We start from the raw sequence: 14,333 nt of genomic DNA on the forward strand, positions 1-14,333 counted from the left end.
CCGCGCGTCTACCTGGTGTGGATCGCCCGTTCCGCTGTCGCGGTGAGGCCGGCACGGCGTTCCCGATCCGTCCCGCGGGCACGCTCGTCCTCGAGCACCCGCACGACGGTGTCCCGGAGAGGTCGGGTCACCCCGCCGGCGTCCGTGAACGCCACCGCGGAGCGCTGCGCGAACCCGGCCTCCGACACCGGGATCCACAGGGGGAGTGATCGCGGTCCGGCCCAGTAGGCCACGTCGTGTGCAAGCAGGACGTCGTCGTCGACCGTGACCAGCTCGTCGTCGAAGCCGGTGACCTCGGCGACGCACCCGAAGAAGTCCTGCATCGGCGTCGGAGCGCCCACGGCGTTGACCGTGCCGACGAACCCGTCGCGCCCGGCACGGACGAGCCAGGCGGCGAGGTCCGCAACGTCGATCACCTGGACGAAACGCTCCGCCGTCGTCGGCACCAGCACCGGCCCACCGCGGTCGAAGCGTGCCGGCCAGTACCCGAACCGGTCACTGGGGTCGCCGGGCCCGACGATCAACCCCGGTCGCGCGATGAGCAGCCGCGACCCGAGCCGGAGCCGGGTGGTGCGTTCGGCGAGGACCTTCGCGTCGGCGTAGGCGGACGGGTCCCTCGGCTCCACCAGCCGAGCGGACTCGTCGGCACCCGGTTCGTCGTTGTCCGCGTACACCGAGACCGTCGACACCAGGGTCCAGTGCGCGGCCTGGTCGGCGAGGGCGTCGAGCGCCGGGGCGACGAGTTCGGGGGCGTGGGCGAGCTCGATGACCTCGTCCCAGTCGCCGGTGGCCTGATCGTACGCGCCGGCCAGGGCTCGATCCGCCTCGACGAAGCGCGCTCCCTCGGGGACGCTGCCGTTGGCGCCCCGGGCGAGGCAGGTGACGTCGGCGCCCTCGGCCAACAGCTCGTCGACGATCGTCCGTCCGAGCCAACCGGTGCCGCCGAGCACCAGGACGGGTCGCACGCGCTGCGGCATCAGACGGGCTGGAGGGGTCGTCGTTCGCCGTCCGGGAGCTCGACCCGGATGCGATCGCCCGGCCGGACCGTGCCCCCCGTGAGCACGACGCTCATCACGCCGCCCTTGCGCTCGACCGTGCCGTCCTCGGCGCGCCCCAGCACGGCTCTCAGGAGTCCGGGCTCGAAGCCGTTGATCTGCTGGCACGGGTTCCGCAGGCCGGTCACCCGTACGGAGGCGTCGTCACCGAGGTGCAGCACCGCCCCCTCGGGCAGTCCGAGCAGATCGACGCCGCTGGTCGTCACGTTCTCGCCCATCTGGCCCGGCTCAACGCTGAACCCGGCCTCGGCGACCTCGTCGAACAGCTCGGCGTGCAGCAGGTGGACCTGTCGCCGGTTCGGCTGCGAGGGGTCACGGGCGACCCGGGAGCGGTGCTGCACGGTCGTGCCGGCGTGGGCATCACCCTCGATGCCCCACCCCGCCACGAGCGTCACCGCGTCGACCAACGGCTTGCTGAACCGGTGCTCGCCGTCCTTGCTCACCGCGACCACGCGCGGCTGGTCCATGTCGCCCCCGCTCATGGGGCCGATTCTGCCCCATGGTGACGGCCACGCGAGTGCAGCGTCGGTCAGCGGCGCTCGCGCAGACCGGTTCAGCGGCGCTTGCGCAGCGCGTTCGTGGCCCACAGGGAGACGGCGATGAGCACGGGCTGGAACAGCAGGCGGACGAAGCGCTTCGTGTCGGTGTCCAGACCGAACCCGTCGCGGTGGTGCATCCACTGCGCGATGTTGCCGGGGAAGACCGCCAGGAAGAACACCGCGACGACCCAACCGACCGTCACCTGACGCCGAGCCAGGAGCATCAGCGCAGCTCCGAGGGAGATCTCCACCACGCCGGAGGCGATCACCGTGACGTCGGTCGGCAGCGGCACGAACTTCGGCACCTGCGCCTGGAACTCCTCACGCGCCACCGTCAGGTGGCTGATGCCGGCCCACGTGAGCATCGCGCCGAACAGGATGCGGACGATGGTCCGGGGGCGGGTGGAGCGGACTGCGGGGGTGCGGGTTGCCATCGGGGTGGTGCCTTTCACGGTCGTGGTGGGGTTCGGTGGAATGGGGGAGCCGAGGTCAGCGGCTGCGGAGGACTCGGCGTCGGCGTGCGGCCTCGAACGTGATCGCGGCAGCGGCGGCACCGAGCGTGAGGATCCGAGCGATCGGACGGCCGCGTGTCGAGGCGGCCAGTCGCAGTGCGCCGACGAGTGCGAGTGCCCCGGCAGCACCGGTCGTGGTCGTCGCCTGCCGGTCTTCGAGGTCGATCACGAGCCGGGTCCCGCCGAGAGCGGTCGCCGCGATGGTGGCGCCGGTGCCGATCAGGTCGCCCCCGGGGGCACGACGGAACGCTGCAGCGGCGAGTCCGAGCCCGGACAGGAGTTCCAGAGCCGGGATGCCGAGTGCGTGTGGAACGCCCGGCTCGAAGCCCCGGCGCTGCATCTGTTGGGCTCGTGCGCGCAGCGGCGTGCGGCGAACCGTGCTGATGCCGTGCCCGGCGAGCAGGCCACCGGTGACGAGGTCGATCCAGCTGGTCAGTTTCACGTTGTGCTCCATTAGGTTGTGCACAACCTAACACGTCGACGTGTCGAGTGGGCGGGAGCAACGGGCACCTACCCTGAACACGTGGAGGACGATGTCGCTGGCGGACCAGGTTGGATCATCAGAGCTGCTGACCTCCGCCCCGTCGTCACCGACCTGGAGGCCTTCCGAGCCGGCCTCGCTGAGGATCCCCTCGCCGAGCCGATCGAATTGCTGTGGACCGGGAACGCCGGCGCTGCGCTTCAGGTGCTCGACGTGCTCCGGCAGACTCCACGAGTACGGGCGCTTGCTGCCGATTGCCACCGCGACCTCGGGGACACCGCTCATGCCGTGAGCGAGTACGACGCGCTCGTCGCAGAGTGCGTGGGCACGGCACGCGAGGCCGTGATGCGACAGCACCGCGGCAAGGCCCTCCTCGCTAACGGCGAGTCGGAACGTGCAGTCGAGGACTTCCAGCGTGCCGTCGAACTCCGACGGACAGCCGACCCGGTGCTCCTCGCGTCGGCAGAGCAAGGCTTGGCGGTCGCGCGCGCTCGTGTGGACCGCGGGTGACCACAGCCGGAGTGGCGTGCTACCGGATCGTGAGCTTCGAGCGCTCAAATGGTTCCTGTCCCTGCCTCTGACCCTTGGTTGGCTTCGAAGCGCTGGTCTCACGGGGAGCCATCGGTCTGAAGGGGAACATCATGCAGAAGAAATCGAGGTCAGCACGCTTCGCCAGAGCAAGATGCTGGCGGAACCATGGGGCCCGCGGCTGATGCGCTGTGGCCAGCGGCGATGGCATCGATGCCTTCCGCCGACGGCTCACGAAAGCGCACGTCTCACTAGCTGATCCCTCAAAGGGACGTTGTGCCCGCCGGGCTCAGCTGAGAGGTTCGAGTCGTGAATGGTGAGGTCACTGCAGAGGCTCTCCGGAAGGCGTTCCGTGAAGCTGACGGCTTGGAGCCGCTGGTCCTTCCTGATGCTGAGGTGATCGGCTCCCTGGAGGCTGACATCGACACGTTGCGTGACGCCCTCACGAGCGCGCCGTGGATCCGTGTTGAGGAGCGCCGTGGAGGTGATGAAGGAGAAAGCTATTCCGTCTGGCCGACCGACGGCGTCCAGGTCAATTTCTTCTTCGACTGGGGAGCCCCCATCGAGTTCGACTTCGACCTTCGGGAGCTGATCGATGACGAGGCCGTCAACGGGCTTGTTCGCTTGTTTCGGCTGGTGAGTTCAGCAGTAGGCAAGGACGTCGTCGTTCGAGCCGAGGGACATGGAGACGGTCTGCCAGTCGTGCGCGTCGACGCTGGAACCGGCTGCGTCGTGCTCAGCCCTCTCTCCTGAACGATGAAGGCGCCCCGTAGGTGATCGGCTACCGGATGGGCAGCGTTATGGTGACCGCGTGAGCACCTTGCTGTCCGTGGCGGATCTGATGCGGCTACTCGACCCCATGTTCGACTCCATGCTCACTCCCCGTGAACGGAAAACGCTCACGGTACGGGTCGAGCAGATCACCGACGGGCACGAGCTCTTCGAATCCGACATCATCGAGAGCGGCTCAACCTGGCTTCGCTGGGCGGTGTTTGGCGAGGACGGGGGCTCCGGATCGTTGCAGCTGGCTCAAGGCACCCGAGAGATGGTGTTGTCTGTCCAACGTGATCTTCAGGACTTCCTCGCAGAGACCACGTTCGCCTGGGGTGAGCTTCGCGAGCCAAGTGACCTGGCCTAGTCAGTACCTGCCTGCCTGACCGGCAAACGGTCCATCAACGGTCTCCTCTCCCGAGTGACCCGACATCTCTGCGTGTGCCTGCGAGACTCGCACGATGGACCTCGACGAGCTCGGTCAACGGATCTGCATTCTCGGGCCGTCCAACAGTGGCAAGTCGACCCTTGCGGCCGCTGTCGGCCGAGCCCGCTCGCTGCCGGTCGTGCACCTCGACCAGTACCGACACCTACCCGGAACAAACTGGCGCGAGCGACCGGACCTCGATTTCGAGTACATGCACGACGAAACGATGAGCACCGATCAGTGGGTCATCGAGGGCAACTATTCGCGTTGGTTGCCAGCCCGGTTGCGGCGAGCAACCGGTCTGGTGCTGCTGGACGTCTCGACCGCCGTGGGCATCGTCCGCTACTTTCGGCGCACCTTCTTCGAGCCCGACCGTGCTGGACGCTTGGAAGGCACTCGTGACCGAGTCCGCGTCGAGATGTTGCGCTTCATGCTCGGGCCGGCCAGGAGGAACCGGCTCCGTTATCAGCAGGCCTTCGACGAGTTCGAGGGGCCGAAGGTGTTCCTGTCGGACCGCGCTGCCTTGGAGACCTTCTACCGCCGCAACGGACTGGCCCGTCGAAGCCGATGACGCACCGATCCTTCACTGGACGGCGCAAATCCTCTGCAGGCGCTTGCGTCAGGACAGTGTGCTCACCGCATTCAGGCGGGAATGCGCAACAGCGGATCGGAGGCTCTGTTGCTCGTCAGATGCTCGGTGGCGTAGAGGTTGTCGACGTTAGGACGATGCTTGGCTGCGGACAGCCTTCCGAATCAGCTGGCGGCTCGCTTCGTACAAGGTGGTTTGGTCAACTGCGGCGCGCGAGAAGCGGTCGTAGCGAGCGATCACGTCACGGTCAGCAAGGCTGTCGACCCAGGCATCAACGGCTTGCCGTTCGGGTTCGCTCTGGCATAGGGGCTGGAGCAGTTCTTTAAACCCTGGGCGAACCACGCCCTCTGCCTGGAGACGATCCAAGTTGCGGGCTGCTGCTCCGGGCTTGCCAACCACCCGCGAGGCAGCGGCACGCACGTCCTGATGTCCTTGTCGGACATTGAGCGCTGGCGGTAGCTCTTGATCGGTGCCGAGTCCGAGCAATGCTGGTAGCGCGATCTCGCGCACCCACTGCTCGAGGTACGCCAGCTCAGACATGATCACTTTCCAGTTCCCCGAACCGGGCCGCTGCATCGCGTAAACCGGCCACACATCCAGACCGACCTTGGTTCCCGCTGGTGAGCTCACGATCACGTCACCCACGGCCGCCGGCCGCCCCGACGGAATGGGAACCGCGAGCCCATCGACTTCGAAGTCGGGAACGACCGTACCAACGTGCGACGCTGCGATCGCTGGGGCCCGATGCTTGATGGTGTTGGTGTGGTCCGCAAGGACTCGAAGCGGAGAATCATCGGGTCCTGCCCACGAGAATGGCTGAAGCCTACGGATCGCTTCCAACAGCGGAGCACCCGCCTGAAGGACCGGGATCGCACGACGGCGCTTGTCTGCGACCCACTTGTCGAACGCCCCAGCGGTCGAGCTTGCCGGCATCTCGAGCGAACGTTCCTCCGACTCTGACAGCACACGCCCAACCGTGGCGCTGACTTCCGAGAAGATCACATGCTCCAGCACTGCGCGCAGCTGGGTGAGGATGTCCGCCGCTCGTCGCGGGACCAGCGCCGGTAGCGGGCGAACCGTGGCGATGAACAGTTCCTCGACATCGCCGCGCCGCCGCTCAGCGAAGGTGAACACCCCGATCCGGGATTCGTCTTGGAGCACCGTGGCGACGTCGTCCATCAGCTCGTCGATGTAGCCCAAGGACTCCAGCACGTGCGTCTGATGCCCAGGGAGCCAGTCAAAGTCAGAAGCAAGGTTCATCACCGACGCTCGACCCTCGAACGGTCGGACTCACCGGCGGAGTGGATCGGACCCTCAACCGCCATGAGCAAAATGTAGCGGAACTCGTCCCCACGGCGCTGTAGTGACGCATAGATTTCGACACTGAGTTGCGTTACACGAAACGCCGCTTGGACTCCGCTCGCCGACCACCCCAGTCGTGATGCGCCACAAACGACCGTTCGCGGCACGCTGTGACCGGGGCAAAGAATCGCCAGGCGACGCACGGGTATCACGAGCCAGGTTTGTGCGATGCTCAGATTCCGAAGAAGGGAGCAACATGCAGACGGACATGTCGTTCCTGATCGACTCCAACGTCGTGATCGCAGCTGAGCCTTACGACGGTCGCCTCGAGGAGGCTCAGCCGGGCGTCAACAGTTTCCTTCGCCTTGCTGCACAGCACGGTCATCACGTCTTCGTACATCCGGCCACTCGCGAGGATCTCGAACAGACACGCGAATGCACGCAACGAGCGCAGAACCTCGCTGCCTACGAGAAGTACCCCGCGTTGGCCGAGCTCCCTGTTCCGCCCGAGGTATGGGAAGTCTTTCCATCGGATCCTGGCCCGAACGACCAACGCGACGCGCGCATACTCGCCGCGCTTCACGCAGAAGCAGTGCACTTCCTCGTGACCAACGATGCCAGGCTCCGAAGGAGAGCCGCCCGACTCGGCTTCGGACACCGAGTTCTGCGATCGGGTGAAGCAGCTGCTCAGCTCGCCGCTTGGCACCCCGAGGCCCCTCCCCCACCTCCGATGGTTGAGCGGCTGCAGACCTACGAGCTCGATACCTCGGAGCCGATCTTCGACAGTCTGCGCTCGGACTACTACCCCAAGTTCGACTCCTGGATTACGAAGGTGAAGAAGGAAGCCGTCAGCCGCCGAGCTTGGGTCATCCGTGGGGAAGGAGGACAGTACGAGGCACTCGCGCTCGTGAAGATGCGAGACGAGCACCCGTTGCAGCGGGGCGCGCCGGCGATCAAGCTCGCCACCTTCAAGGTGGGCGACACCGCCGGAGGCAAGCGGTACGGCGAACTACTGTTGAAGGCCGTGCTTCGGTGGGCCGCAGAGGAGCCCGGTCGCCCTGGGGTTATGTTCGTGGAAGTCAACAGCCGCCAGGAGCGGCTTGTTGAGTTCCTTGTGGACTTCGGGTTCCAGAACGTCACGGTGAAGGACGGCGATCCAGACGAGCAAGTCTGGCTCAAGGAGCTGGACCCTCCATCATCGTCGACGTTGTCCGGCTTGGACTTCCATATCCGATACGGCCCGCCCGCGGTTCAGCGCGGCAACCCGATCTTCGTGATCCCGATCACCCCGCAGTGGTACGAAGACCTGTTCCCCGACGCAACCGTAGTCGGCACCACGGGCGCCACGATGCTTGCCGACACCTTCACCACCCCGAAGGCACATGGCAACGCGATTAGGAAGGCGTACCTCTGCCGTAGTCCCACGAAGGAGATCCCGGCAGGGTCGACGCTGCTGTTCTACCGCAGCCAGGGCGGAGTGCGCGGCGATGGCGCAGTCGTAGCTGTCGGAGTCACCGAGCGCTCCCATCGTTCCGAGGACCCGATGGAAACGATCGAGCTCTCGTTCAAACGGACGGTCTACTCAGCGTCCGATGTCGCCGGGATGCATCAGGATGGCAAGGCAGTCCTGACGATTCTGTTTCGACACGACCGCTTCATCGAGCCCCCTTGGTCGTTGACCGAGTTGGTGGAACGTAAGGTCATAACGTCCTGGCCACAGTCGGTCGTGCGTGTACGGGATCCGGGAGGAATCGAATGGGTGCAGAACCAGCTGAGCGCGTAGCCCTGATGTCGATCCACGAACGATGGGCTGAAGCGATCGTGGACGGCCGCAAGCAGGTCGAGTTCCGCAAGCGACGCCTGGCCGACGACATCCGCACAGTACTCATCTACGCGACCGCCCCGAGCAGTCAGGTGATCGGACAGTTCACCGTTAGTGACATGGTCTCCGACACCCCGGCTCGCATCTGGGAGCAGTTCGGGCACCTCGGCGTGATCGAGGAAGAGGCGTTCTTCGCCTACTACGGCAGCGCGCCGACGGCAGTGGCCATCTTGGTGGCCTCAGCTGAGCGTTTCGCTACTCCGCTCACGCTTGGTGAGTTCGAGCCCCGGCCAGCGGTGCCACAGTCCTTCGCGTATCTGCCTGCCGCAGCACGCGAGCTCGCAACCGCAGGCTGAGCGCCGGGACGCCATGTATGCCATCGGTCCGTGGACGTTGGGAGCGCCGGTTGGCTCGCACCTTTCCGGTGATCTCGGCGATGACGATGGTTGGGACGATGAGCTCGAGCACGTCCTCATCGATTGCTGCGGAGATCTCGGCCCATGTCGCGCCGATCAGCTCTGAGTTCGGGATGACGGCGTTTGCGTCGAGGATGAGGATCATTGTTCACCTTCTGTGAGCCCGCGATGTGTTCCGAGATTAGAGCCCTCATCGCGGTGCCGGAAGGTGTGCGGTAGCCGATCCGTGACCGCTCACGGCTACGTTGTCGGAATGATCGATCCGGAGCGCCGTCGCATCAACATGTTCTGCGACTACGAAGCCCAGTGGCCACTCTGGGACGGCGCCATGCTCACCCCGTCGTCGCTCGGGCTTACCTCAAGGCTCCGCGTTTGGACCGACTACTACCTGGACCACGCGCGAATGAATCAGCCGTGGCTGGTCTCGAACGAACGCGACGCGGAGTGGTACGCCGAGGGCCAGCGCTTGAGCGAACACCTCGCTAAGGAGCTCGGTGGCAAGGTCGAGATCCACTACACAGCCACTTGACTCTTTGGTGCCCGATAGACGGTCCTCCAGCGGACCACGGGTACTCGCGGGCTGCTCCGGACTCCTACGGCCCTGCTCCGGGGCGAACCCGTCTCACATAGGTGGTCCGCGAACTATCTCACTTCCCGCACGCCATACGGACGCCTCGCGACGCACGAAGACCGAGCCGACCCCTAGTCAGCGTGGCCCATCCGTACTGCCAAACATCGTGTCCATGTCCGTCTTTCAGACACGTTGGTTGGCAGTCGGACAAGTCAGCTGGCGGACGACACAACAAACCTGTGCACGCAGTCGCAAAGTGTCGCCGTAGAGCGGCTCGGGTAGGCGGCTGCGCATCTAATCTGTCGCCGCACTTGCGTGCGTAAAGTGTCGCTCCGCCACGAACCGCATCGTCATGGGGGGCCAACGGCGTCTTAGGGGAGGACGAGAGGGCGCTGGCTTCGCGAAACCGCTCTTGGACGAAGCCAGTCGGTTCATCCAAGCTCTTCGCTATAGGCGACTCTGGAAGTGCTGCTGTACGAGTGAGAGCACTTCGGGCGGGGTGGTCGTGTCGCTGGCAAGGCGTCGAAGGAAATTGGTTGCTGCTCCATCGTTGACCCACCGGGCGGCTTCGGCGACCGCGAGACTGGTCGACACGGGTGCCCGTCGGCAAGTTTCGTCCAGGCTGTCCCACCACTCGGGGTACGCCCGCGCGACACTTCCGACAGCGAGGGTCAGGACTCGAGAGGCCCTGTTTCCGATGAGGTCCGTGTCGGTCTCCCCGATGACGCGCTCGAACTCTTCAAGCAGCGGCGAACGCGGAAGGATGCGCTTGCAGACTTCCGTCATGAAAGTGAGGTTCTGGCCGAAGACGGCTGGTCGTTGGGTGTCGGCGAGCTTCCCGGTGACCTTGAGCGCGTGGCGGAACGCGGCGAGAACCGAGATGCACTGGGGCGGGGTTGGGCGTGCTGTATCGTCCGCGGAGCGGTGGGACAGATCGGCTAGTAGGGACAGCAAAGTGTTCGTGATCTGGGGTTCGTGCTGGGCGCGTATGGCGCCGATAGCTCGAGCTATAACCGCCGAGGTCACTTCCGGCGTCCACCCCGGGTCGAGGATCTCCTGACGCAGCTGCTCAGTGAGACTGATCACGGCGCCGGGTGCCCGAAGTTTGAGCAGCGTGGTCGTCCAGCGTAGGCCGCGCGTGCTCCACTCGTCCGGCTCCCAGTCGCGTCGATGCTTCAGCAAGACCTTGACAGCGTGCTCTTGATCCTTGTTGTGGCTGTGCTTCAGGAGCCCGTCGAGGGCTGCGCCGCCGTCGGCCGAAGCGGACGCCTCCGCGGCCGCCAAACGAATGCGCGTCCTGGTCGGGACGGGCCAGCAACTCGCGAGCAGCGCCTCGATCGCTGGGCGTTCGCGTGCGAGTGTGGTGGCGGGCACGAAGGTGGCGAGCGCGTCAAGTACCTTGTGTGCGATCGTCTCGTACTGCTGACTCTCTCGCCCTCGTTCGGCGAAGAGCGTGATCGTTTGGGCGACCATAATTTCATCGGCGCTCGCGACTCGGACCATCGCCGGCCAGGCCGTCGCGGGCACCACGTCGGTCGCGGGGACGAGTGCCGTGGCGATTTGCCGCGTGGTGTCTGGGTCGGCGGATTGGGCTGCCCGGGACAGCAAGTGGCAGAACTCAGTCCAAAGCCCCGGGGACGTTGGTGCCGCATTGGCCAGGATCGCGGCCGCTACTTCCGTAGGATGATCGCCCGCGAGCTGGCGGAGCAAGCCGGTCAGGTTCCGGCGATGGTTGCCGGTGACGGCTTCGTCGAAGACCTCATCCGTGATCGAAGAGAGGTCGTCCGCGGTCGGGCTCGAGTTCGAGATGGCACGTGCGAACACGGTCATCCAGTTCGAGGGATGGTCAGCCCTCACGATCGCGCTCCAGTCGTCCCAGTTTCCGGCGTCTCGGTTCGCGCTTATAAGGTCCACGACGTCATCGAAGACCGCCATCGGCACCGCGAAGTGGACTGCCACCTGAAGCAGTTCAGTCGCGTCTCCGAGTTCGCCACGAGCAAGCGTCGCGAGGATCCCCGCACGACCCGCCTCCGGCAGATATTGGTAACGCCTCTGGAGATCCCGAAGGAGGCGCTGACGGTGCGGACGTCCCGATGCGAGGACATTCTCGATGAGGCGACGGATCTCGGATTCGGCCAGCCGATCGCCTCTCCCGCGTCTGATGTTGAGCGCGTCGAGACCTTCATTCAGAAGCGCGACGGCGTGGTCGGCGTCACCATCGCCGACGTGGTCGCCAAAAATCCGGACGATGGTCGTTAGATGACCGTGCGCCGACGGCAGTAGCTCTCGCGCCGCGTCGAGTACCGACGGCGCGTGGTCTTCGGGGGCGCCGAGCAGAAGATCGACGCTCTCGATCAACCCGTCACGTCGTTCCCGCAGGAGGGTGCCCCACCACTTCAAGGACATCTCATCGAGGGGCCGCTGGAGTATCCCGGTGAGGATCGTGTAGACACCGCCACGTGCTTCCTCGGGAACGGCGGAGGCGGCTCTGTCGAATTGCGCTGGCGTCAAGTCGGCTCTGCGCATGAGGTGTCCTGCGATCGCCCAGTAGCCGGAGCGTCTGACAGCCATCCCTTCGCCGAGGCGACGCCAATCGTCCTCGGCGTCTTCCGTGGCGAGGTGACGGGCGACCGCGAACTCCGCGAATGTCTGGTGGAAGAACGCGACCGTGCGCGTGTTGAACTCGGCGATGCCGTCGCTTTCGAGGTGGCGGCGAGCGTCGTTCGTCATCTCTGGGACGGGGACCTGGTCAACGAATCGCGACACGCTTCGCGCCCACATGCGCTCAGCGATCCGAGACGCTCCGATCTCGACGTCCTGCGACAGCTGGGTGATCCGCCCGTGCCGGTCGGTGTGGATCCGGTCCAACCAGTACTGCTCGTACAGCCGTGACGCGGTGAGGTCGGCAGGGAGGGCCCCTTCCGTCGCATACAGCGAGCAAGCCATGCCGAGGCGGAGCGGCACTCCGAGCACCTCGACGCCGCCGTGGCTTCGCAACGTCGAATCGAGGCTCGCGAGAAAGCTCGCTCCCAGTTCCTCGGTCAGATCGTCCCCAAGGTGGTCTCGGACGTAGTCCTCTGCCCACGAGCGCGCTTCCTCCGCCGAGAGGGGATAGATCGAACGGGGCTTGATGGACTTGCAGAATGAGCCTGCGGCGAGCAACTCCGTCCACTCAGTCTCACGACAGGTCACGAACAGGTCCGCATGGTCGGCGACGGCCTGCAGGATCCGGTCGATCTGTGCCGCCGTGTCGTCGCGCGTGACGATGTCGAGGGTGTCCAGCACCACCAGTGGACGGACGGGCTCGTTGTCCGCAATTGCGCGCACGCTGGACGACAGCGACCCGTCGCTACCGATCACCGCACCGAAGTCGCGGTCAAGATTCTCCGCGTTTCCGCCCGAAGTCGGGACCTGGTCACATCTGACGAGTATCACGACACGATCCCCGCTCTCCGCGCTGACAACTTCGCCGGCGAGGACGCTCTTCCCCATTCCGCCCTCGCCGAGGAGCACGCGGACATCGGACGATTCGGCGAACAGCGCGCTGAGCATGGGTAGCCGGTTCTGCTCCCGAAGGGTCCTCGGTCGCAGACCAGTTCGCCCCTCGTCCGTCGCTCGTCGCGCGGAGGAGCGAAGCTCGGCCGGTGCCCGACCCGAAACGCCATCGAGGGACCTGTTGATGCCCGCAAGTACGTCGCCGGACTGCGTCAGCAGAGTGTCAAGACTCCGGACGGTGTAGGCCGTGACCGCGTCCTGCAGCCCTGGAGCGTTCTTCGCGACTCGGACGAACGCGACCGCTGCGGCATCAATCAGGCGGTCCAGGAACGGTTCAATAGACGCCTCGGCATTGCGCCGGAGTTTCGCGGCGGCCGCTCCTTGGGACAGGATCCTCGGGTCGGGGGCCCTTACGACGGCGAGCAGGGCGTCATCGGACTGCAACTCGGCTTGCAGCATCGTCGCGACGCCCGTGCTCACGGCGCGCATCTCCGACCGTCGCAGGGGATCGGGATTCCGGTTGGCGAATTCCTCGCGAAGAACCTTGTGAATCTCGCGGCGAAGCGCGCGCTTGCTGGAGCGTGAGTTCCACAGCCCGACGGACAATCGAGCGGCGTCGGACATGTCGCCGGCAACCGTGGCCCCGGTCGACAAGTCAAACGCGCGAAGGATCAGCTTCGTCATCACTGTCGCTAGACCGAGAAGCATCATCCCCATCGCGCAACACTATCGAGGCATCGTCGATTTTCCACAGGCTCTCCGGCCCGTCTGGTTGGGGCAACGCAAGCGCTCTCATGGCCATGTCGATGCGTCATGTCCGCGGAATCAACCGCCGGCATCAGCTGCTCACCACCGCCAGCAGCGCTCGAAGTCGCCGCTGCTCGTCTCGGACCGCGCGCGACCGCCTGATCAGGAAGTCTGCACGAATCGCATCCACCGCCGCTCGAACGCTCCACCGAACCGACCGCGGAGTCGCGACCGCGACGAGCATTGGTGTGATGTACGCCGAGGCCACGACCAGTGCGGCTCCTCGCGGAAGTGACCCTGACACGGCGAGGCCCACGGGCGAGGCGGAGGCAGCCACGAGGTATACCCATGCCGGCACGATCCCTGCCCATGAGCGCTTGGGCGCGTCGCGAAGGTAGGCGCACAGGGCGGCCTGCACGCCGCCAGCGGCTGCCGACGGCGCCGCCAACGCGAGTGAAGCCACAACCCACGGCACACCTGTACCCACCCACACGGCGACACCCACCGAGACCGCCATCGAGAACAGCCCCAGGAAGGACGCCGCTCGGAGCAAGAGGCGGATCGGACGCGGGCGCAACGCCGACATCGGCAGAGCGTCCATCGACGCGTACAGGTCATCGAGGGTGTGGCTCAGAACACGGAGCTGCTGCTCCGGCGGCCCGAACACGACCGTCCCGACCCAAAGCGCCGCGACAACGAGGAGCGTCACCGAGACGACGACCGCCCATGCGTGAGCCCGTCCGCCACCGCTGAGCACGAGCCCCGCGTCAGCGACCCCGATCCCCGCGACGACCCAACACAAGACAGCCAAACGGCGGCGATTGACGTCCGCCTGTGCCGCGGCGACGCCCGTGAAGCTCTGTCCCGCGGTCACTGCCAACACGGCCAGGACGATCCCGAACAGCAATGGAATCAGCCACGACGAGTCCGCCGCCGCGGCAACGCTGACCGCGTTAACGGTGACACCGAGGTGTTCACGATCCGAGCTTATTGTCACGGCGGCCACGACGAACCCGCCGCAGATCATGGCGGTCATGGCACCGATGACGGCGCCAGCGCGCAGAGCAAGCCCGGCACC

General features: G+C 65.8%; 14 protein-coding genes. 7 read left to right on the plus strand and 7 right to left on the minus strand.

The window, feature by feature from the left end:
* Positions 1–8 precede the first annotated feature (8 nt).
* From BR70_RS0116080 to BR70_RS0116095, 4 genes are all read right to left on the minus strand, one after another.
* On the minus strand, positions 9–965 hold the full coding sequence (locus BR70_RS0116080) for an NAD-dependent epimerase/dehydratase family protein (RefSeq protein WP_231495718.1): 957 nt from the start codon (positions 963–965) through the stop codon (positions 9–11).
* 11 nt (positions 966–976) lie between these two features.
* Complete coding sequence (locus BR70_RS0116085; RefSeq protein ID WP_027466887.1) at positions 977–1,537, minus strand: MOSC domain-containing protein; 561 nt, start codon at positions 1,535–1,537, stop codon at positions 977–979.
* 71 nt (positions 1,538–1,608) lie between these two features.
* Positions 1,609–2,028, minus strand: coding sequence for a DoxX family protein (locus BR70_RS0116090; RefSeq protein ID WP_027466888.1), 420 nt, complete (start codon positions 2,026–2,028; stop codon positions 1,609–1,611).
* A 55-nt stretch (positions 2,029–2,083) separates the two neighbouring features.
* The gene (locus BR70_RS0116095) at positions 2,084–2,548 is read right to left on the minus strand and encodes a hypothetical protein (RefSeq protein WP_155896904.1); all 465 of its coding nucleotides are present in this window, start codon (positions 2,546–2,548) and stop codon (positions 2,084–2,086) included.
* Positions 2,549–2,629: 81 nt separating this feature from the next.
* Between BR70_RS0116095 and BR70_RS22940 the strand changes: the two genes are divergently transcribed.
* From BR70_RS22940 to BR70_RS0116115, 4 genes are all read left to right on the plus strand, one after another.
* A complete protein-coding gene (locus BR70_RS22940) occupies positions 2,630–3,097 on the plus strand; it encodes a hypothetical protein (protein WP_081827424.1) in 468 nt (155 codons plus the stop codon).
* Between the two features lie 327 nt (positions 3,098–3,424).
* Complete coding sequence (locus BR70_RS0116105; RefSeq protein WP_027466891.1) at positions 3,425–3,868, plus strand: hypothetical protein; 444 nt, start codon at positions 3,425–3,427, stop codon at positions 3,866–3,868.
* A gap of 58 nt (positions 3,869–3,926) precedes the next feature.
* Positions 3,927–4,253 (plus strand): hypothetical protein, encoded by a 327-nt coding sequence (locus BR70_RS0116110; protein WP_027466892.1) that lies wholly within the window; start codon positions 3,927–3,929, stop codon positions 4,251–4,253.
* A gap of 94 nt (positions 4,254–4,347) precedes the next feature.
* The gene (locus BR70_RS0116115) at positions 4,348–4,884 is read left to right on the plus strand and encodes a P-loop NTPase family protein (RefSeq protein ID WP_027466893.1); all 537 of its coding nucleotides are present in this window, start codon (positions 4,348–4,350) and stop codon (positions 4,882–4,884) included.
* Positions 4,885–5,031: 147 nt separating this feature from the next.
* Here BR70_RS0116115 and BR70_RS21410 read toward each other — a convergent pair whose 3' ends face one another.
* Positions 5,032–6,165, minus strand: a complete 1,134-nt coding sequence (locus BR70_RS21410) for a hypothetical protein (RefSeq protein WP_155896905.1) — start codon at positions 6,163–6,165, stop codon at positions 5,032–5,034.
* 295 nt (positions 6,166–6,460) lie between these two features.
* Here BR70_RS21410 and BR70_RS21415 point away from each other — a divergent pair, with 295 nt between their 5' ends.
* The 3 genes from BR70_RS21415 (at position 6,461) to BR70_RS0116140 (ending at position 8,971) form a co-directional block, all read left to right on the plus strand.
* On the plus strand, positions 6,461–7,987 hold the full coding sequence (locus BR70_RS21415; protein WP_155896906.1) for a PIN domain-containing protein: 1,527 nt from the start codon (positions 6,461–6,463) through the stop codon (positions 7,985–7,987).
* Positions 7,988–7,992: 5 nt separating this feature from the next.
* Complete coding sequence (locus tag BR70_RS21420) at positions 7,993–8,382, plus strand: ASCH domain-containing protein (RefSeq protein WP_197019659.1); 390 nt, start codon at positions 7,993–7,995, stop codon at positions 8,380–8,382.
* Positions 8,383–8,695: 313 nt separating this feature from the next.
* Positions 8,696–8,971 (plus strand): hypothetical protein, encoded by a 276-nt coding sequence (locus BR70_RS0116140; RefSeq protein ID WP_027466894.1) that lies wholly within the window; start codon positions 8,696–8,698, stop codon positions 8,969–8,971.
* A 489-nt stretch (positions 8,972–9,460) separates the two neighbouring features.
* Here the strand turns inward: BR70_RS0116140 and BR70_RS0116145 are convergent, their stop codons facing one another.
* A complete protein-coding gene (locus BR70_RS0116145; RefSeq protein ID WP_155896907.1) occupies positions 9,461–13,192 on the minus strand; it encodes an NACHT domain-containing protein in 3,732 nt (1,243 codons plus the stop codon).
* Between the two features lie 154 nt (positions 13,193–13,346).
* A complete protein-coding gene (locus tag BR70_RS0116150) occupies positions 13,347–14,291 on the minus strand; it encodes a hypothetical protein (protein WP_027466896.1) in 945 nt (314 codons plus the stop codon).
* Positions 14,292–14,333: the final 42 nt, after the last annotated feature.

Origin of the sequence: Curtobacterium sp. UNCCL17 (genome assembly GCF_000686685.1) — a bacterium.
Taxonomy (GTDB): domain Bacteria; phylum Actinomycetota; class Actinomycetes; order Actinomycetales; family Microbacteriaceae; genus Curtobacterium; species Curtobacterium flaccumfaciens.

Excerpts from the sequence above, each read along its gene's own strand:
- BR70_RS0116085 (WP_027466887.1), bottom strand. The coding sequence starts at position 1,537 with ATGAGCGGGGGCGACATGGACCAGCCGCGCGTGGTCGCGGTGAGCAAG.
- BR70_RS0116090 (WP_027466888.1), bottom strand. The coding sequence starts at position 2,028 with ATGGCAACCCGCACCCCCGCAGTCCGCTCCACCCGCCCCCGGACCATC.
- BR70_RS0116115 (WP_027466893.1), top strand. The coding sequence starts at position 4,348 with ATGGACCTCGACGAGCTCGGTCAACGGATCTGCATTCTCGGGCCGTCC.
- BR70_RS21415 (WP_155896906.1), top strand. The coding sequence starts at position 6,461 with ATGCAGACGGACATGTCGTTCCTGATCGACTCCAACGTCGTGATCGCA.
- BR70_RS21420 (WP_197019659.1), top strand. The coding sequence starts at position 7,993 with ATGTCGATCCACGAACGATGGGCTGAAGCGATCGTGGACGGCCGCAAG.
- BR70_RS0116140 (WP_027466894.1), top strand. The coding sequence starts at position 8,696 with ATGATCGATCCGGAGCGCCGTCGCATCAACATGTTCTGCGACTACGAA.
- BR70_RS0116145 (WP_155896907.1), bottom strand. The coding sequence starts at position 13,192 with ATGACGAAGCTGATCCTTCGCGCGTTTGACTTGTCGACCGGGGCCACG.
- BR70_RS0116150 (WP_027466896.1), bottom strand. The coding sequence starts at position 14,291 with ATGACCGCCATGATCTGCGGCGGGTTCGTCGTGGCCGCCGTGACAATA.